Source organism: Corynebacterium sp. CCM 9204 (genome assembly GCF_041357695.1).
GTDB lineage: Bacteria > Actinomycetota > Actinomycetes > Mycobacteriales > Mycobacteriaceae > Corynebacterium.
This window is the reverse complement of sequence record NZ_JAUERX010000003.1, coordinates 1-19,615: the sequence shown is the minus strand read 5'-3', so window position 1 is coordinate 19,615 and position 19,615 is coordinate 1. Positions and strand designations below refer to the sequence as shown.

Below are 19,615 nucleotides of genomic sequence, written 5' to 3'. Positions count from 1 at the left end.
CCAGGCTCTCCGACGGTGCTGACCGGCTGGTATCGTCTACAAGGGTATGTCTGACTCCAGCATGACACGAATCTCCTCACGACTCTCATCCAGAAACGCAGGTGTGATGCCCAAGTGACGCTGTTCATCGTCCTCGCGTTGGCGGCGGCCGCTCTCGGGCTCGCCCCCTTCGCTGTCCGCGTGTTCGATCGCCGCGCCGGATGGCCACTGGCGGCGGTATTCCTCTTCGCCGCAGGACTCCTGGCACGGCATATCCCCCAGCTCATGGACGGGGAGGTGATCACCTACCGGCACATCTGGGCGCGTGATTTCATCGCCACGGGCCAGCACGCGACCTTCGCGTTACGGGGGGATGCACTGAGTGTCTTCTTCGCACTCCTGGCTCTCGTGATCGGCGCGGTCGTCTTCATTTATTCGGCGTCCTATCTGCACAACAAGCAGTCCAATGGCAGTTTCTACGTCATCATGTCGGCGTTCATGCTTGCGGTTCTGCTGCTCGTACTCTCGGACGACGTGATCCTGCTGTTCATCGCCTGGGAGCTGGTGTCCATCGGTTCCTTCCTGCTCATCGCCCGGGCAGGCTCGGCCGGGGAGGCCGGTTCGGTGCGTACCCTGATCCTCACGTTCACCGGTGGCCTGACGTTGCTCGCGGCGTTGACCATAGCGGCGACGCAGGCGGGCACCACGGATCTCTCCCTCATCCTCGCGTCCGGATTCTGGTCGGAGAATCCACGGTTGGGTACTACGGTGGGCGTTCTGATCGCGGTGTCCGCATTCACGAAGTCCGCGCAGTTCCCCTTCCATTTCTGGCTCCCGGAAGCAATGGCGGCAGCGACTCCGGTGTCGGCGTTCCTGCACGCTGCGGCGGTGGTCAAGGCCGGTATCTACCTGCTGCTGCGGTTCTCCACCGTGATGCACGACAACCATGTGTGGAACCTCCTGCTCATCACCGTCGGTATGTTCACCGCCGTGATGGCGTCCCTCTTCGCCATCCAGAAAACGGATCTGAAGCGACTGACGGCCTATTCAACGGTGTCCCATCTGGGGTGGATCGTCGCCACGATCGGTATCGGCACCCCCTTCGCACTGGCTGCTGCAGTACTGCACACTCTGACTCACGCGCTGTTCAAGTCGTCATTGTTCATGCTCATCGGCGTGGTGGACCACGAGGCCGGATCACGTGACGTGCGTCGTCTCGGCCCGCTGTGGAACAAGATGCCGTTCACGTTCACCGGTGTACTCGTCGGTTCACTATCCATGGCTGCGGTGCCGCCGATGATGGGATTCATCTCCAAGGAGAGCATGCTGGAGGCGTTCACTGAGGCACCCCTGGATGCCGCCGGTGTGTGGCTACTTCTCGGGGCGGCCGGGGTGGGTGCGGTGTTCACATTCACATACTCTGCCCGGCTCGTACTGGGTGCTTTCGTCGACGGCCCCCGCGACATGTCTTCGGTCCACGAGGCTCCGGCCCAGTTGTGGCTCCCTGCGGCTCTGCCCGGGTTGGTGTCCCTCCCGTTGGCGTTCGTCGTGGCCTCTCTGGACGCACCGTTGGACGCCGTCGTCGGGTCGATCACCGCTGAACCACATCTGCACCTCGGACTCTGGCACGGCTTGACCGTTCCGCTGGGAATCTCCGTAGCAGTCATGGTTGTCGGCGTCATCGGGGTAGTTGCACGGAAACGGATTCTCCCGGCTTTCGACGGTCGTTCCCTGTTGCCGTTCACCGGAAACATCGTGCTGCGCCGTGTCGTGGAGCTGTGCGGTCGCTGGGGAAGAACTGCGGGCAGCATGGCGGATTCGTACTCCCCTGCCCGGCATCTACTGTTCCCACTGCTAGTGCTCCTTGGTTTCGCCACGGTGGTACTGGCCACGCCGGGTATCGACGGGGTTACTCCCGCGCCGCGGATCGGCGGAATTGATCGCCCCATCGACCTACTTCCTCTGCTCATCGTGGTGGTGTCGGTGTTTGGTCTTACCCGTGCACGCACCCGCCTCTCCGGCGCGGTGCTCCTCGGCACCACCGGTGTTGGTGTGACACTGCAGGTTCTGGTGCTCGGCGCCCCGGACGTTGCGCTAACGCAGTTCCTCGTTGAGACGCTCATCGTCGTCATCGTCATGATGGTCATCCGGCAGCAGCCGGAGGAGTTCCATGCCACGTCAGGGAAGCGCCGCACCTCGGCTGCGGTGCTCGGGGTCGCTACCGGTACCGCGGCGTTCGCCGCCGTGATGGGGTTGCTCGGCAGGCATCCCCGGTCGGATATTGGCCTGTACTACCTGAATGAAGGACCGGGGATCACCGGGGGCGACAACATCGTCAACACGATCCTCGTCGAGTTCCGTGCTTTCGATACCCTGGGCGAGTTGGCGGTGCTGGGCATGGCGGGCGTCGTCATCGCCGCAGTCGTCGGCTCTATACCCAGGCACCCTTTCCAGCATGGAACCCAACCGTTGTTCCTCGCCGCACCAGCACGCAACGTTGTCCCTTTGGAGCAGGTGCGGAAGTATCTCCTCCCGGTTCTCGGTGTCCTCTCGTTCCTCATTTTCATGCGCGGACACAATTCCCCCGGAGGAGGCTTCATTGCCGCACTGGTGGCAGGAGGGGCGATCATGGTCGTTTATCTGGCCTACGGCACCGACAAGCCTGTTGTTCGCCCGAACACCCCATATCTGTTGACCGGTATCGGGATTCTCACCGCCGTCGGCTCCGGTTTCCTCGGGTTCTTCGAGGGGTCATTCCTCTATCCCCTGCACGGCCACATAGGCCCGGAGCATGTGAGTACATCGATGATCTTCGATGTCGGCGTGTTCCTGGCGGTGCTGGGTATGCTCACCCTCGCGATCAACGCGCTCGGCGGATACCTGCGCCCCGGTGCCGACAAGAAACTTCTGCCGTTCCATAGAGGCGGCGATCATCCCCTGTCCACGACCCCCGATGTCAGTCCCGAATCACGGCTCGACGCCCCACAACAACCACGGAGGTCGAGCGGGTCGAAAACCATCCCGGTCGGTGCAGAACACGGCACCGACCGGGACCACCGATCCTCCGGGACCACCGACGAGCAGAAGGGAGACAAACAGTGATTCTCGCACTGACCATCGCGTTCCTGCTCGGCGGCGGCGTCTACCTGATCATGCAGCGGGGTATGGTGCGCATCGTGTTCGGCATGGGCCTCGTGAGCCATGCCGCGAATCTCATCATCCTCGCCACCGGCGTCAACGCCTGGCGTGGTGAGCCGTTCGGTGGACGCACCCCCCTTGATGAGGCGGCGGATCCGCTGCCGCAGGCATTCGTGTTGACCGCCATCGTCATCACCATGGCGACCACCGCGTTCATGCTCGCACTGGCCGCGCTGGGACGCTCGGATGACACCCGTTCCGCGGAAGATCCTGATGAGGAGTCACCGCTGGAGACACGTGGCCGAACGGCCGCACCAGTTCGCCCCGGTTCCCACCGTGCGGCCCGTGTCGCCGACCGGCTGGCCAAGGAGGAGAAGTAAACCGTGAACACTGATCTTTCCTGGGTTCTCCCCCTTTTCGTCGCTGTCCCATTGGTGGCTACCGCTCTCGCTGTGATCACGCCGTGGCGGGTCGTCCGTGATTCCATGATGGTGGCGGTCCCCGGTGCGGGGGTCATCGCCGGTGGATGGTTGTTCGGGCACACGGAGGCGCAAGGCACGGTCGCGCACTCGGTCGGTCTCTATGCGGGTGGTATAGCAATTCCCTTCGCCGCCGACCCATTCTCGGCAGTGATGATTCTGACCACCTGCGTGGTCGCCCTTGCTTCCAATCTGTTCGCTCTGGTTGCCGGTGAGACACGCGCCCGGTTCTACCCGGCCCTCGCCCTGATGCTCACAGCGGGTGTCAATGGTGCTCTGCTCACCGCCGACCTGTTCAACCTCTTTGTGTTCATCGAGGTCATGCTGCTTCCCTCCTACGGTCTGATCGCCATGACGGGAACCTGGTCCCGGCTCGCCGGTGGTCGGATGTTCGTACTGGTCAACCTGACCACCTCGACGGTTCTGCTCATCGGTGTCGCCCTGGTGTACGGGGTCGCCGGTACGGTGAACATGGCTGCACTCGCGGGGGCTGCCGCGGGAAACGGTCCACTCACCGTGGCGATGGGCGTCGTGGTGATCGCGCTGTGCGTGAAGGCCGGTGTCTTCCCCGTGCATACCTGGCTACCCCGAACCTATCCGGGTACCTCACCATCGGTGATGGGACTGTTCTCGGGGCTGCACACGAAGGTTGCGGTGTATGCGCTATTCCGGATCTACACGGTCGTCTTCGACCTTGATGCCCGCTGGTCGTGGCTGATCGCCATCGTCTGCGTCGTCTCAATGCTGGTGGGTGGTTTCGCGGGCCTCGCCGAGCACACCATGCGCCGGGTCATCGCCTACCAGATGGTCAACGGCATGCCGTTTATCCTGGTTGTACTGGCGTTTGCGGCGCTCGATCCGGTTCGGGCACTCGCCGCCGGCATCCTCTACGCTCTGCACCACATGGTGACGGTCGGTTCCCTCGTTCTCACGGTCGGAGCCGTGGAGGAGACCTACGGCACGGGCATGCTGACCCGGTTGTCGGGTCTGATGCGTCGTGAACCGCTCGTATCCGCGGTGTTCGTGATGGGCGCATTCTCCGTCATCGGTTTCCCACCGTTTTCAGGTGTGTGGGGCAAACTGTATGTCACTCTGGCTGTCGCCCGCGCCGGGGATGTCCAGGCGTGGCTCGTCATCGCCGCTATTCTGCTGGCGAGTTTCGGTGCACTGTTGTCCATGCTCCGCCTGTGGCGCAGTGTGTTCTGGGGCAAGGACATGAAGGAGAAGGATTTCCCCGCCACGCTTCTGGTGTCCGGATCCAAACTCGCCCCGGGTGCGGCGCTCGCTGTTCTGAGTGTGGCGATGTTCGTTGGTGCCGGGGTCTTGACTTCGGTGACGACCACTGCGGCAGAGGGGCTTCTCGATGTCGATGGCTACCAGCACGCTGTACTCGGCGATGTACCTTCCGCCATCGGTGTTGTCCCGGAGGACTCGCCCGTTCTTGGGGCTGATACGGCAGAGGAGAGCCACTGATGTTCCATGTGATCCGATTCGGTGTCTGGCTCATCGGCCAGGTGTTCGCTGGCGCGTTCACCGTCGCCCGTGACGTGGTGCGCCGCCACTCATTGATGCACCCGATCGTGGTGGCTTATCCGCTGCGGGTGACCAAGGACTGGCAGATCGCCGCGTTCTCGACCTGCATCACGATGACGCCCGGCACTCTGGCACTGGGTCTGCGTCCGGCGGGGCTCGACGGTGGGGATGAGAACGGCCCGGAGATTCTTCTCGTGCAGGCCGTGTACGGGGCCGATGCCATGGAGGTGTTCAAGGGTCTGGCTGACATGGAGGAACGCATGGTTCCCTCCGTCCGAGGGATTGATCATGGTGCGCCTGGACAGGGTACCGGAGAGGGGAAGTGATGAGCGCTCTGACCATCGTCGTCGCGGTATCCATCGTGATGATGACGCTGGCTCTGCTGGCGAGCCTGGTGCTGCTGCTGAAGCATCGTGAGGACACCACACGGATCGTCCTCGCGGACAAGGTCTTCTACACCATGATCGCCGCGTTCGTGACGTGGACATTTGTCAATCCGACATCGATTTCCTACGAGATTCCACTGCTCGCAGGCTTGCTCGGACTGTTGACCACCATCTCCCTTGCCCGGATTCTGTCGAAGGGACGCCGCTAGTGACCGTTATAGAGATCATTATCAGTCTGACCCTGTTGTTCGCCGCCTCCATGACGTTGGTGACCGCGGCTGCCCTCTGGCGATCACCGGATGCGTTGTCCCGGGCGAATCTGCTGGGACCGACGATCGGTGTGGCGATCCCACTGATCCTCGCCGCACATCTGCTCCATGATTTTTCCACTGCCGGGTTCAGCGCCGCTGATCTCGTCCGTGCGTGCATCGCCATCACCGCACTCCTCGTCATCTCCAACATTTCCACCTACTATCTCGGCCGGTCCATCTACGCGTTCGAGAAACCCGACGTGATCACCGTCGACTCCGTGTGCAGCGGCAGCCCTCCGGCTTCCACGGACGTCACGGACGGGAACACCACCTCCACACGCTAAAACGACGTGAACTCCCCCACCGGCCGTGTCTGGTGGGGGAGTTCACGTGTTGGGGGCAGAATCAGGAGGCGGTGAGTTCTGCTGCACCGAAGGGGGAGGTGAAGCGTTCGCACCAGATGACCACACTGTTGACGTCGGCAAGATCAACATCCTGCGGGATGGTGTAGTTCTGGTTGCCGTGGGTCGCCTTGAGCGCACCGAGACTGGTGTAGCTGGAGGCGTCGAGGTCAGCATAGTTTCCGGTCTGAGATGTGAGTACGACCTTCAGGTCCGGACCGTCGAGGCTGGCGAGGTTCTCCAATCTAAGGACGCGAGAACCGTCAGGTAGCTCAGCGATGAATGCGGTACCGGAGGTGTCATGGTCGAGAGAGATGAACTGTCCTCCCTTGATTTCGATGGGCGCCACAGGAGCTACGGTTTCATCACTACCTACGGTGGCTTCAGGATTGTGTATCGGCGGCTCTTTACCAGAGTCAGATACGGGGGCTACCGAAGGGAAAGCTTCGTCGACGGTGGATGAGGTGAAGGCCCGCCACGGCTGCGTGAGCGCGAGTACGACACCGATAACGATGATCAGGATCGCAGCGACCACTGCAATATAGATGGACTTTCTGGGATTGTTCTTCTGCGTGGGCATATTCCATTCAACACTAGATGACGCGTCCACATTCCCACATGTGAAGCTCTTATTCTCCGAAGGACACGACAAAGCCCCACGAACAGTGTCCGTGGGGCTTTGGGTGGTGTGAAACTAACTACTTGGCAGCGTCGGAGCGGAGCTCACGGACGCGGTTCCCCAACCACTCGTCAACGTTGGTCCAGTACTGGTAGACGTTCTTCTCGACCTCACTGGTCAGGCCATCCATGGTGCGCGCGATGTTTCCGGCGAGACGCTCACGGGCCGCATCATCCAGAACCTCACGGACAAGGATTCCGGCCTGGACGAAGTCACCGTCCTCGGCGTGCTGCACGTAGGCACCACGAGTGAAGTCCGTGCCATGGGTGTCCCACAGACCCAGGTCACCGGCGATACCGACGGTAACACCGGAACCAGAGGTCTGACCGTCATCCAGATAACCACCCTCACGCTGAGTCTGGTTCGGAGTGTAGACCGGCTGCTCCGGGGCGGAGAACTGGTAGGTCATCGAGCCATCCTGCGAGTAGCTGTTGACCGGGCAGACCGGGCGGTTGACCGGAAGCTGCTCACTGTTCGCCCCGACGCGGTAGCGGTGGGCGTCAGCGTAAGCGAAACCACGGGCGATGAGCATCTTGTCCGGAGAGAAACCGATGCCGCGCACCAGGTTCGACGGAGCGAAGGTAGCCTGCTCAACCTGCGCGAAGAAGTTACGCGGGTTACGGTTCAGGGTGAAGTGACCGACGTGGATCAGCGGGTAATCCTTCTGCGACCAGGTCTTCGTCAGGTCGAAGGGGTTGTAGCGGTAGCCTTCCGCCTCGTCGACGGGCATGATCTGCACCTTGACATCCCAGGTGGGGAAGTCGCCGCGCTCGATGGCCTCGTAGAGGTCCTGGCGGTCAGCGTCGGGATTCGCTGCCACGACCTCAGCGGCCTCCGCGTCAGTGAGGGTCTCCCAGCCCTGACGGGTCTTGAAATGGTACTTGACCCAGAAGCGCTCGCCCGCTTCATTGACCCACTGGTAGGTGTGTGAGCCAAATCCGTCCATGTGCCGGAAGCTCTTCGGGATACCGCGATCACCGAGGAGGTAGGTCACCTGGTGGGAGGACTCGGGGGTACGGGACCAGAAATCCCACCGCATGTTCCAGTCCTGGAGACCGGTGCCGGGCATACGCTTCTGCGAATGGATGAAATCCGGGAACTTGATGCCGTCACGGATGAAGAAGATCGGGGTGTTGTTACCGACGAGATCGTAGTTACCCTCAGTGGTGTAGAACTTCAGGGAGAAACCGCGCACGTCACGCAACGTGTCAGCGGAACCCTGCTCACCGGCAACGGTGGAAAAACGCGCGAGCATCGGGGTGACGGTGCCCGGCTGGAACAGTGCGGCGCAGGTGTACTTAGATACGTCCTCGGTGACGGTCAGTTCACCGAACGCACCGGACCCCTTGGCATGGACGACGCGCTCCGGGACACGCTCACGGTTGAAGTGGGCGAGCTTCTCGATGAGGTGGAAGTCGCGCAGGTCGACGCTTCCCTGCTGCCCCTGGGTGACCGAGTGGTTCTCGCTCGGAACCGGAGCTCCGGCAAGGCTGGTGGTGGAACCGTGGGCAACAGGGCACTGGCCGGCGGCGACGATATCGTCGACGCTCGGAGTGCGGGGGGTTTTATTCTGATTGGTCATGCAGGTGAATCTCCTCGAACGGGCTGGGTGAGGTAAAGGTGAAGCAACCCTAAGTTTTACTTATCGGTTGCCGGTGACTCAAAGTCTATGCCATTCAATCATGGGATGCCAGCGGCGCAAAAAAATACCAACTTTCGACGGATACACCGCCCACCCCCTACCCAAGAGGCGCAGGAACAAACCATCTCGCAACCCCGGACCCCCGGTCACGCTGGTATATTTCTTGAGGTGAAGTCACCTGGTGAGAGCGAGCGGGCACAGGTTGATGCGCGCGTCACCGCACTGGCCCTCAAAGCTGGACGGGGCGACCGTGACGCCCTCGCAGAGTTCGTCGCCGCCACGCAGGGCGATGTATGGCGCCTATTGGCACATCTCGGCGACCGTGATATCGCGGATGATCTGACCCAGGAAACGTACCTCCGCGTGATGAGCGCTCTCCCACGGTTCGCCGCACGATCATCAGCCCGGACATGGATACTGTCACTGGCACGCAGAGTCTGGGTGGACAATATTCGCCACGACATGGCACGCCCACGGAAATCGGTGGTGGAGTATGAGGATGCAGCAGCATCGTCGGCTACATCGGATTCGTGGGCGGAGTGGGTCGACGCCCGCATGTTGATCGACGCCCTTCCGGAGGATCGTCGGGAGGCCCTGATTTTGACGCAGGTACTCGGCTATACCTATGAGGAGGCCGCTCGGATCGCTGGGGTCCGGACGGGGACGATCCGATCCCGGGTGGCGCGGGCGCGGGCGGATATCGTGGCCGCAACGAAAGACGGCAGGGCCACGGGGAGGGAAGGGAACCCGTTATCCGGGTAGACCGAGTCAGGCCGGGGTTATCAGGGTATGTGGCCTGCAGGCATCGACGTGAGTTGGAACAGGAAACGGGCCCCGGTTCACTGTCCGGGGCCCGTTTCGTGGAGAAGTCCTACCGCTGATGAGTCAGAGGTTTGCCTCATCGCGCATGGTGTCTACCTTTCGACGCTGCGCTTTCAGCGCGGCGAGAGAGGATAATCAGCCGGATGATGAGTCCACCGACCCCGATGAGAGCGGCAATCCCGATAACGAGGATCGAGATCATCCACCAGGTCCAGGATGCTTTGACGGGTTCTTCACGCTTGATGATCGCTTCGTCTGCGGGGTCGAGTGGTACGCGTTCACCTGTGACGAGGAGTCGGTGACTGTTAATCCCGTAGGGGGTGCAGGTGATCAAGGTGACCAGATCTCGGCCGGGTACGCGGTTGAGGCTGTCGATCTCTGAGGGTTCGACAACGGTAATCTCCTTGACCACATATTTCAGTTCGCGCCCGAGGGTGTTGAGGTAAATGGCGTCGCCTTCTTTGACATCCGAGAGGTGGTCGAAGAGTGTCGCATTGGGGAGTGCCGTGTGTCCGGTCATCACGGAGTGCGTACCAGGGCCACCGACGGGTAGGGATGACCCGAAGAGGTGTCCGACGCCATTCTTGAGTACTTCATCGCTCGTGCCGTGATAGACGGGCAGGTTTATCTCGGCGCTCGGAACTTTCACGACCGCCATCGCATCGGTGACGGCAAGTTGTTCCAGATAATGCTGGTATTCCGCCGTGTCGGGGACGAGGTCTTCCAGGAACGGGTCGAGGATCAGTCCCTGGGAGAGATCAGAGTTGTAGGCGTCAGCTTGTTGGAGGGATCGTTCCAGTTCAGCGGGATCGGCGTTGTTCACGCTCACCGTGAATTTGTTTGCGTTGATCTGGTGCTGGACATCATTGTGCCGCGTCGCGAAGACGGGGTACACCATGATGGCTATTCCGATGAGGGCGACAGCGAGCGCGACGAATGGCGCGTAGCGTTGCCTACGGGACCGTGGATGACTGTCTTGCTGGTCCTGGTCCGGGGCTGGACTGGGCTCGACGACTGCGGTGGACATGCTTCTCCTGAGAGTGAATGTAGCGATTCCCGCCCGGGATTAACCGAGCGGGAATCGCCGTTACCTTGAGCGGCTAGTGCTTTTCAAGGGGGTGTTACTGGTTGTTCTTGCGCTCACGACGTGCCGAGCTTGCTGCATAAGCGCCGGCACCGGCGACGAGCAGGCCACCAACGGCAATGATCGGGATGATGCCGTTACCACCGGTCAGCGGCAGGTCGAAACCACTGTTCGACGGGACGTTCAGGACTTCCAGGCTTTCCTTGAAGTCGGGGTCAGCCTGAACCAACTGGAATTGAAGAAGTTCCGGAAGAAGCTCATAGGTCTTTCCGTCCTTCTCCGGTGCCTTCGTTTCCTTCAGGCAGTAGTGTTCCGTAGGATTCGCAATCGACTTGCCGTCTTTGAAGTCATTCAGTTGAATACCCTTGATGACGATCCGACCGTTGTCATCGGTAGTCCACTTATCCTTATCATTGACCGACACCTGATCGATGATGGTCTTCGACGCATCACAAGTGTAGAGCTCGAACTCTGCACCTGGAAGCAGGACTGACTTGTCTTCCTTGTCTTTCTTATCGATGACAAGGGTTCCGTACTTGGACTCGACCTCAGTTGAGGGAGTTCCGGGGGGAGTATCAGTGCCGGGAACGGTATCCCTGTCAGTATCCCAGGCCGGGAGCCCATCGTTGGGAACCAGGTATGCCTGGTTGGGAATCGTGATCGCCGTGTTGTTATCTGCATCATCGAGACCGGCGTATTCCGGCTTCTTCAATGTCGCATCGAAGGTCCACTTGACGCTGCTTCCCTTGTTGCTGTTGAGCAACGCTCGACCAGTCTCGTTGAATGTCACAGTTACATACTGACCAACTGCGGCAGTATTTCCGGCCGTGGGCGCCGGATCAACGCTCTGGACGGCGATGTTGTAATTCGACGGATCAATTGACGTCTCTGCACCCGAGCTATCGACGAGCACGAGCGCGTCGTCCGAGAAAGCAGAATCATAGTTCAACCGGTGATCGATCGGGTCAATGATCTGGTAGCGGTTGATATTCCGCCCCTTCGGGATCTCGGTCTTTACGGAGTACCGGACCTCGGATTTCCCCTGCGATCCAGCAACGCTACCCGAAGTAACACCCGTGGAGGTACCGGCATCAACAACGGTCTTCGTAATGCTCGAAAGACCGTTCTTCGGGTAAACGTTCACGACCTCGAGCCACTTGTTCAGTTCAGTCGGGTGCGTCAGCGGGACCGAGACGATGAAAGGCTCTGCCTTGTTCACCGAAGTTGCGGGAACTGTTTTCTCGTCATCGGTACCCTCAGCGACTACTACCTCTTGAGTTACCGACTCAAAAACGACATAAAGAGCTGCCGGAAGATCAGGGAATTCCGCCACACCATCAGCGTTGGTATTAACCGCACCATTCGGGCTGACGTCAACGAAATTATAAGTACCCGCGTAGTCACCCGACGCGATAGTGATCCCAGTGGCATTTGCCTTGTTTTCGGTATTTTTCCATTCCTCGACCAGAGCATTTGCACGACGCCAACCGTCATTGGTGGTCAGGTCGACACCATCAACTTTTTTGATGGTGAAGGTGACGTCCTTGATCGGCTTCGCAGATGAATCCGGAGTCTGTTCGGTACCATTATTAGCCGGACGGTTGGCTCCATCTTCAGGCTCAGTGAACTTGTTGACCTTCAGAGTTGCGGTCGCAGGCATCTTCGGGGGCTTCTGGGTGTCCGCGGCAGAGGCCGGAGCTGCGAGAAGAATACCGGGGCCTGCACTCAGCAAGGACATGCCGGCGACCGACATTCCGGCAATCATGACTTTGGTGAACTTGCGGTTTTGACTCATTGAGTCACTCCTTTATGTTGGGAAACGGTATCCGCTGATTGGAAAACCGTTGGTATTGCATGGTGGTTTTAGATGGGTGGGTCAACTCCACACTTGGGGTGGAGATCTCGACCAACAATTGACGTAGGGAGCGGGGCCCATTAGCTTCGCCGCCCCCTAACGGACTGCATTGTAAAGAACGCAGCGCCCAAGAGGAGGATCATCAACCCAACCAAGAACTGTGGAAGGTTGCCATGCCCACCCGCTTTGGGTAATTCCGCAGTGCGACTATCGTGAACGTTGATTACGTCACCTTTGATCTTGAAGGTGCCGCCATCTACCACGATTTCTTTATCCGAATTTGGACTGACGGCATTTCCCTGGCCTTTATTGTAAGCTTCAATACCACTGGAAGTCAATTTGAACTTGAGCGGTTTTGCGAGAAGCTGGACAGCCCCCTTACCCGCCTTCTCCGAATAGGGAGCTTTCGTTTCCACAAGCCAATAAGTTTCACCGATAGTTAACTCTTCAGACGTGAAATCATTGACTGCCGGAGTTGACAGATCCTCCGTTACAATCGCTGCAACTTCATCCGAGGGACCACTGCCATCTGTTTTAGATCGGTAAATCTTAAACTCGGCACCCGAGAGTGGGTTATTCGCTCCATCGAACTTCTGAATCACGACCGGTCGACCCGGGGGGGGCAACGGGAACACAAGCATTATTATCCGAGCCATCATCACCGAACTGCGCATCGATGCTTACGGAGTTTGCCAACCCTTGCTCAAAGCCACTAGCAGACGATGAATTCTCACATACTTCTGCTTTACTACGATCCGGAGACCCACCCCCGACAGGTGCCGGGTTAAATCGGCCGCTTGCAGTCACTAAATACTCTTGAGCTTCACCCTTGTTTAGCCATTCACTACCTTGCGGAATGGTAAACGCCGGATTAGCTTCCCTGGGCGAGAGCTGTCGGGTGGGGATTACATTCGCCCCTTTCCCATCCTCCGAACTAGCATCATATTTATTGACTTCAATACTCTCGACTTCAAAGCCACCGTGGAACTTCAGCGAGTCAGTGATTTCGGGGTGATATCCGGGCTTAAAGCCCTTGTTCTCAATCTTTATCTTGTATTGAGCAACAACTTTTCCGTCCTGATCCGCCTTAACGGGACTACCGATGATATCGAACTGCCCGGGTTCACTAGTCTTAGCGAGCTTCGAAACGTCCCACAGATTTTTGAGGGTGACCGGAATACATGCGTAGTTATCACGTTCAGCGTGAGCCGTGGACGTTTGATCCTCGTTGAGGATACGACCTCCATTGATCGCACCACCTCCGGGTTCCTCACTCCTACTCGGATCCTCCGCATCTCTTTCAGCTTTCGACAAAATATAGCTGTCAAGAGGTCCTTTACTTACGCCCTCGATACATTGCCCAAGATCCTGTTCATGATCGTGAAATACGGAGGAATCGATTGAAGCACCAACCGAATTTGTTTTTTCCGTCCTTGTGATATCCGCAATAACGGGGATATCAATTTTCAGATAATAGGAAAAAGCTGGCTGACTACCATCTGCTTCCGGATCAGGTTTACCGTGCCTGCGAACATTACTGATATTTTCAACTATTTGAACCCCACTAGCGAGTTCATCCTCTGTTAGCGCGGTTCGCAGACCGGTGACCACGGGATCTGGATAGTCTGGATTTGTCGAGTCAGATACGGCATATTTAGTGCCCACTGAGACTTTGGCTTTTCCCCCGTTCCAGTCTTGATCCCATTTAAGGCCTTCAGGCAGAACAAAATGATCGAAAATGGGCCCACTATTTGCAAGATGACCGGCCGGCATAGCACTACGAACGCGAATAGTGTAACGTAACGTACCCTTTCCTGTTTGTGGATCAAGCTCCACATTCGCACCCGAATGTGGATTCTTATAGCGGCCACCATTAGCAAACTTCAGGATATAGACGCTATTGATCGTGTTTTTAACCGTACAGGTTATGTTATCACCCGGTTTGACAGCAACCGTGTTCGCATTTTCCGAGTCGCTTAAAACGCGTTCCTTGTTCGCGGAATCGAGACAGGACCATTTTTTATACTGTTGATATTGTGAAGCCTTCTTTGCAGTATCGGGATCGTCGTAGTCAGGAAACTCAGATAGCGAATAAATCAAACCTTCCCCCTCAGCAGCCAGGACAGTTTCCGAGACTCCAGTATGTCCCTTGACCAACGAAGTACCCTCATAGGTTCCAGCGGAAGGAGCATTAGCGCCCGCGATTAGTAAGAAATTATCCCGAACTGCATCTGATTCGACATCACCAATTTCGCGATCATTAACATTCACGATCTTCTTTTTCAAGGTCAAGGTCGCAGTTTTCGGTTCGGTAACCGGGATACAGGCTCTGTTGTTATCAGTGCCGTCGGCATCATCAACCATATCGACGCTATTGAAAAGGCCTTTGTCGGAAGGCAAGGGAGTACCGGATGCACATTCCCTCACATCCGACCAGGAAACATCCTGGTACTTGTCAAACGATAGTTTGACCTGGATCCGGAAACTGCGCGATGATCCTTTTTCCGGGGCGGGCTTGAGTGATCCGCTAGTCAGTGTGAAATTACCGTTCGCGCCCTGAGTTTCACCATCGACGGTTACATCGCGGATGGTGAATCCGCTCGGTGCCGTAAATGAATCTTGAATCGTGGGAGGTACGCCCTCCGAAGAACCTGTATTGGCAACGGTGACGAGGAACTCTACATCAGCCGTCTTATCCGCACCGAACTTGACCTTGTTCGGACTCGCTTGACCAGCCGGGACCACTGCACCAGTCACTGGATCAATAGCAGATTTCTGAACCTTGAACTTCGGGCCACTTCCCCCGGGCGTGGGGTTCGGGCCAAAGTTGCAGGAAGCATTGTCGTGGTGAATAGAAACAGCAGCGAAATTTCCTGAAACTTTTTCAGCGTTAATCGTCCCTTGCCCGGTACTAACACCACCTGAAGAATCAGCCGAAAGTGTCGCACGATAAAGGCTTCTTCCCGCTCCGTTACCCAGATAAAGCTTACCGTCAGACCCCCATGCAAGACCCCATATCTTTCGATCAACTGTACCAACAAGCTCATACGATAGTTCGGAGGTAGAATCGATACCCGGATTCGCTAGTTGCGCGGCATCAATGCGGTAAAGATCCGAAGTCCCATTCCGGTTATCTTTACTGATTATCATGTTTCCGGCAGAGTCAAAAACCAGGTCGGTAACTTGATCGTTATTGCCCCCGAATGGAAGGTTTCCATTCGTATTCCAACGCACACTATTCGCACCGGTATATGACGCAATATCTACAGAATACAAGCGACTGCCATTAGTATCCCCGGACTCAAATGACCACAGACGCCCATTTTGGTCAAATGCGGAGTTCGCGGAGGGTGCCGCTTTCGCCCCTGACGATGGCTGAGAAAGCTCATACAGTGTATAACGCGAATCATCGGACACAGGTACCGCGCCATCAGCGTAGCGGTAGGATAACAGATCCCAACTACTAGCTTTGAAGTTATTATCACGATTTCCCGCATTGTAAAAGATTTTGTCACTTAATTTTAGCGCACCGTCATCATACGAACTGACGGCTATCATTCCTGTCTCCGCCGCAACCCAATCATATCGCCTGAATTGATTGTATTCCGCTTTAATTTCTCCGAGATCGCGGGCCAACGCAAGGTCACCTTCAGTGTAGTTTGATATACGCCCAAAATGAGTCGGATTTTTCAAGGGTGACTTTCCAAAGGATGCGGAACTTTCCGTATAATAAATATCCTCACATGCTTTAACCACTGGAGGTTCGCCCGGTAAGGTGAAAGTATCTGCCGCACCTTCGCTCACGTCAACTGCTGGGCGACCAATCTGTATATTTACAATAAATTGCCTACTAGCGTCGAAGTCACTCGCAAATCCACCTGGTAGGCAATTGCCAAAGACAATATGTCGTTTGACGTTGATTGTGGTGCCGGCCGGCAGCCAGGTATCACCGGTGTATGTTGCCGGATCATAGTTCCAACTATAAGAATCTAGCCATTTCGCGTCAGGATTTTCGTTCAATATTTTTTCAGACTCAGCATAGACCGGCTTTGTCCCGTCACTTGACAAGAACCGCCCTTTCGCAAGAAGTTCATCTGAGGAGGGACCCGTGTAGCCATCAGGAAGAACAAACTCAATCGAATTCTTAGCCGTGGGATTAGTACTGCCATCAACGATTTCGTTATCACCGACGAATCCGACGAGACCATTGCCGTTAGCGTCAGCGAACTTAACGTCTACCAGCCATGCACCCCCCTTGAGCGTCTGGCTAAAGTATGCAGTACCCGAACATTCGCCAGAGTCAGGTACGAACTTCTGAGGTCCAGGGTTGAGAGCAACTTCGGGCAGCGCCTGCAGCTCAGCCTTGATACTTGCATTGACAGTCCACCCTTCAGGTGAATCCTGTTTTACAGTTGCAGGCAGAGTGATGGTAGCGGTGGTCTCCTCGGTAATATCTCCAATAGTCCAACGCCAACTATCGTCCTCCAGCTTCTCAAATCCCGTTACCGATGCTCCGGAAACGTTCAGCGAATTCTGGTCCGGCTCAGTATCGAAGGGGGCAAATGGATCCTGATTGATCGTTATGTGACCAATCTGGGTTTTTGCAGGTTTCAAGACATTGCGGAAAACGATCTCGCCTTTGTACTCGAATTTTCCTCCGGGCTGGGGCTCTTGGTCGCCCGGGGTGGTGTGATTAAGTACGGCACTAATTTCCGGGTCGCCTTGAGCGTTTGCCGGAAGATCTGCTGGCAGGTAAGCGGAAGCAGGTGGTACCGCAAGTACAGCGATAGCTGTCGAAAATACCAAAAGCGTGGATACAATGAAGCATTGCATCCTCTTCAACTCGAGATGAAAAGATCTAAATAGGGGAAACTTATCGGAGGGTTTCATTCCAACCTCTCTGCTTTTATTACTTGATGTCTTAATTTCGGACAATTCTTTATTTTTCATACCTTAAACTGACCAATTTCCTTATTATTCACTATTAAATCATCCTTAAAAACTGGTGGTCGTACAGTTTTTGGTTCATTTCTTATCTTTCCGCCGGTATCGAAGTAGGAAGATGCCTAGAACCATGAGTACGAGCCCTATCCCGATGACCCCGAACACACTGGCACCGGTGTCGGGAAGTCCCGGTATCCCTTTTTTCGGAGGGCCCTTCTTGATTACGGGAGGCTCAACCGGAGTATCCGGGGGCGGCGGGTTTTCCGACGTCTTTCCTGGTGGTACCGGCACCGGCACCGGTATCGGTACGATCAAGGTTCCCGTTCCGGAACTCCCGGTGGGTTCCGATCCAGGTTGCCCTTTCGCGGTGAGTTTCACCTCATATTGCCAGGCTCCGGTGTCGGGATCCCCCACCGGTAGGGTGAGGATCATCGGTTTTGATTTGCGGTGATTTCGGGGGGCATCACTCGGCAATTCCTCGGTGATGAAGTAGACACCAACCGGTAGTTCCTCGAAAGTGGCGAGGCCGTTGCCGTCTGTGACGGCAGTAAACGTGTGGGATTTTGATGCGGTCCGCGCCTGATTCTCCGTCAGGGCGACGGCACGGTCCCATCCTTCTTTCGTGGTGAGATCGATTCCGTCAATCCGCTCCACGATGTAGGTGACTCCTGCGAGGGGTGCGGTTGCCGCGTCCGGAGTCAGAATCTTGAGTCCGGCTTTTTGCCCGGCATCAATGGACTCAATAGTCAGGTCCGCTACCTCACCAGTGATGGTTCTCGCCTGGGCCACGATCATTCCACCGGGGGCCACCAGGGCCGTGCTCAGGAGTCCTGCGGCCACTAATTTCGTTATACGTTTCATCTGGTCCCCCATGTAGGTGGAGTGGTTCTTCATGATTTCGGTTCTTTCGTCTGTTGTCGGCCGCTACTGTGCCTCATCCGTCGGACAGCCGCTCGAATAAACAGGGCAAGGAGCAGTAATAGACAGCAACCGACGAATGCGAGTATCGCTTTCATCCACCACTGCCATTCCAGCGGCGGCGTTGAGTAGGCCTCCACTTCTTCTGCGGGATCCATGGGAACCCGGAATCCCCGGACAAGAAGACGATGATCGTTGATCCCGTATGGAGTGCACGTGATGAGGGTGACGAGGTCTTCTCCCGGTACAACAGCAAGCGAGTCAACCTCATCCGGTTTCACCACCGAGATGTCATCCACCTGGTATTTCATCTTCCTGCCGAAGGTATTCAGGTAAAAAACGCTGCCTTCCTTCATCTCCGTCAAATTGTCGAACATGGTGGCCCTGGTCAACCCGGTATGACCGGTTAGTACAGAGTGTGTCCCTGGCCCACCCACCGGCAACGAGGTACCCCAGAGGTGCCCAACGCCTCTGTCCAGCGAGCTGTGCCCGGTCCCGTGATAGATCGGCAGGTTAACCCCCGCAGCGGGAATAACGATCTGCGACATCGGACTGTCCACATCACCGATGCTCAGCATTTTCATATATGCGTCATATTCTTGTCCTCCGTTACCTTCAGCATCCCGCCAAGGATCGCGGAGCGTTCCTGAGACGCTGCTTCTGTTGTATTCCTCGGCAAGCATGAGCTGCTCAGTGAGCTCCCCTTCGGGTTTCTGCTGAAGCAACTGGGAATACTGTTCGGCCACCTCTCGCTGATGGAGATTGCTGAGCTGAGTCGCAACAACGGGGTAGAGCAGCACGCACAGCCCGATAATCAACAGTGCCAACGGCACGAGCAAGGAATGCCCTCTACCCTTGCGTGCAACCTCTCGCGATGGCACGTCCGGGGCTGACTGCCTCTGCGGCAGCGTGCCAACGGAGTGTCGACCCATAAAAACTCCTTATAAACTATCTAATGCATACCCAGAATAAAATTCACCTAATGGGAAGACCATTATTTTTCATTCAGTGTATCAGGGATTCTTCCCAGGTTTGCCCACGGTCGCCATGTACAACAGATGCAACTTCCCGTTTATCACGACTATCCGAACAGGCATGTCCACATGGATATTTGCCAAGGCATCCACTCCACCTGCACCACATTCACCACATAACCGCTGGTCCGTAGACATTTTCCAGCAGCCGGAGCTGCCGCGACGGCACAGCATAGCAAGAGTCCCGAACTTGAAGCCCATAAAGCAGCAGATGTACGTCAACCATCGCAATCATCCATTAGGTGTTTCTCGTAGTTTCTAGGTACTCGATCCTGACTCTAAGACGACATCGCAGATTTGGTGCGATGTGTTACCTAATTCACCACCAATAAGGTGTATTCGTTTTTCTGGACATTGCGGTTGACAGCGTTTCTGCATGTCAAGTGCCGCTCATGCACTGATAATATGGGGGGGGGGGGGGGGGGGGGGGGGGGGGGGGGGGGGGGGGGGGGGGGGGGGGGGGGGGGGGG

15 protein-coding genes are annotated in these 19,615 nt (G+C 57.0%); 7 read left to right on the top strand and 8 right to left on the bottom strand.

The window, feature by feature from the left end; translation table 11 throughout:
* The first annotated feature begins 114 nt into the window (after positions 1–114).
* From QWU43_RS06520 to QWU43_RS06495, 6 genes are read left to right on the top strand one after another with little or no spacing between them, the layout of a single operon-like run.
* Positions 115–3,081, top strand: coding sequence for a DUF4040 family protein (locus QWU43_RS06520; protein ID WP_370917430.1), 2,967 nt, complete (start codon positions 115–117; stop codon positions 3,079–3,081).
* Positions 3,078–3,497, top strand: coding sequence for a cation:proton antiporter subunit C (locus QWU43_RS06515; protein ID WP_370914684.1), 420 nt, complete (start codon positions 3,078–3,080; stop codon positions 3,495–3,497). Before QWU43_RS06520 ends, QWU43_RS06515 begins: the two co-directional genes overlap by 4 nt.
* Before the next feature lie 3 nt (positions 3,498–3,500).
* Positions 3,501–5,069, top strand: a complete 1,569-nt coding sequence (locus tag QWU43_RS06510) for a monovalent cation/H+ antiporter subunit D family protein (protein ID WP_370914685.1) — start codon at positions 3,501–3,503, stop codon at positions 5,067–5,069.
* Positions 5,069–5,455, top strand: coding sequence for a monovalent cation/H+ antiporter subunit E (locus QWU43_RS06505; protein WP_370914686.1), 387 nt, complete (start codon positions 5,069–5,071; stop codon positions 5,453–5,455). Before QWU43_RS06510 ends, QWU43_RS06505 begins: the two co-directional genes overlap by 1 nt.
* A complete protein-coding gene (locus QWU43_RS06500; RefSeq protein ID WP_370914687.1) occupies positions 5,455–5,724 on the top strand; it encodes a cation:proton antiporter in 270 nt (89 codons plus the stop codon). Before QWU43_RS06505 ends, QWU43_RS06500 begins: the two co-directional genes overlap by 1 nt.
* The gene (locus QWU43_RS06495; RefSeq protein ID WP_370914688.1) at positions 5,724–6,110 is read left to right on the top strand and encodes a Na+/H+ antiporter subunit G; all 387 of its coding nucleotides are present in this window, start codon (positions 5,724–5,726) and stop codon (positions 6,108–6,110) included. Before QWU43_RS06500 ends, QWU43_RS06495 begins: the two co-directional genes overlap by 1 nt.
* A gap of 61 nt (positions 6,111–6,171) precedes the next feature.
* Here the strand turns inward: QWU43_RS06495 and QWU43_RS06490 are convergent, their stop codons facing one another.
* Complete coding sequence (locus tag QWU43_RS06490) at positions 6,172–6,747, bottom strand: DM13 domain-containing protein (RefSeq protein ID WP_370917429.1); 576 nt, start codon at positions 6,745–6,747, stop codon at positions 6,172–6,174.
* Positions 6,748–6,865: 118 nt separating this feature from the next.
* On the bottom strand, positions 6,866–8,428 hold the full coding sequence (locus QWU43_RS06485) for a catalase (protein ID WP_370914690.1): 1,563 nt from the start codon (positions 8,426–8,428) through the stop codon (positions 6,866–6,868).
* Between the two features lie 228 nt (positions 8,429–8,656).
* On the opposite strand from QWU43_RS06485, the gene QWU43_RS06480 reads away from it, so the two are divergent.
* The gene (locus QWU43_RS06480) at positions 8,657–9,250 is read left to right on the top strand and encodes an RNA polymerase sigma factor (RefSeq protein WP_370917428.1); all 594 of its coding nucleotides are present in this window, start codon (positions 8,657–8,659) and stop codon (positions 9,248–9,250) included.
* A gap of 136 nt (positions 9,251–9,386) precedes the next feature.
* Here the strand turns inward: QWU43_RS06480 and QWU43_RS06475 are convergent, their stop codons facing one another.
* The 6 genes from QWU43_RS06475 to QWU43_RS06450 form a co-directional block, all read right to left on the bottom strand.
* Positions 9,387–10,337 (bottom strand): class C sortase, encoded by a 951-nt coding sequence (locus tag QWU43_RS06475; protein WP_370917427.1) that lies wholly within the window; start codon positions 10,335–10,337, stop codon positions 9,387–9,389.
* 94 nt (positions 10,338–10,431) lie between these two features.
* Positions 10,432–12,189, bottom strand: a complete 1,758-nt coding sequence (locus tag QWU43_RS06470) for a SpaH/EbpB family LPXTG-anchored major pilin (RefSeq protein WP_370917426.1) — start codon at positions 12,187–12,189, stop codon at positions 10,432–10,434.
* A gap of 140 nt (positions 12,190–12,329) precedes the next feature.
* Positions 12,330–12,851: a SpaA isopeptide-forming pilin-related protein gene (locus QWU43_RS06465; RefSeq protein ID WP_370917425.1), complete on the bottom strand. Its 522-nt coding sequence runs from the start codon at positions 12,849–12,851 to the stop codon at positions 12,330–12,332.
* Positions 12,823–17,199: a hypothetical protein gene (locus QWU43_RS06460; protein WP_370917424.1), complete on the bottom strand. Its 4,377-nt coding sequence runs from the start codon at positions 17,197–17,199 to the stop codon at positions 12,823–12,825. Before QWU43_RS06460 ends, QWU43_RS06465 begins: the two co-directional genes overlap by 29 nt.
* Before the next feature lie 75 nt (positions 17,200–17,274).
* On the bottom strand, positions 17,275–18,087 hold the full coding sequence (locus tag QWU43_RS06455; RefSeq protein ID WP_370917423.1) for a pilin N-terminal domain-containing protein: 813 nt from the start codon (positions 18,085–18,087) through the stop codon (positions 17,275–17,277).
* Entirely contained in the window at positions 18,084–19,043 is a 960-nt protein-coding gene (locus QWU43_RS06450) for a class C sortase (protein ID WP_370917422.1), read from the bottom strand. The genes QWU43_RS06455 and QWU43_RS06450 overlap by 4 nt, the downstream gene beginning before the upstream one ends.
* Positions 19,044–19,615 lie beyond the last annotated feature (572 nt).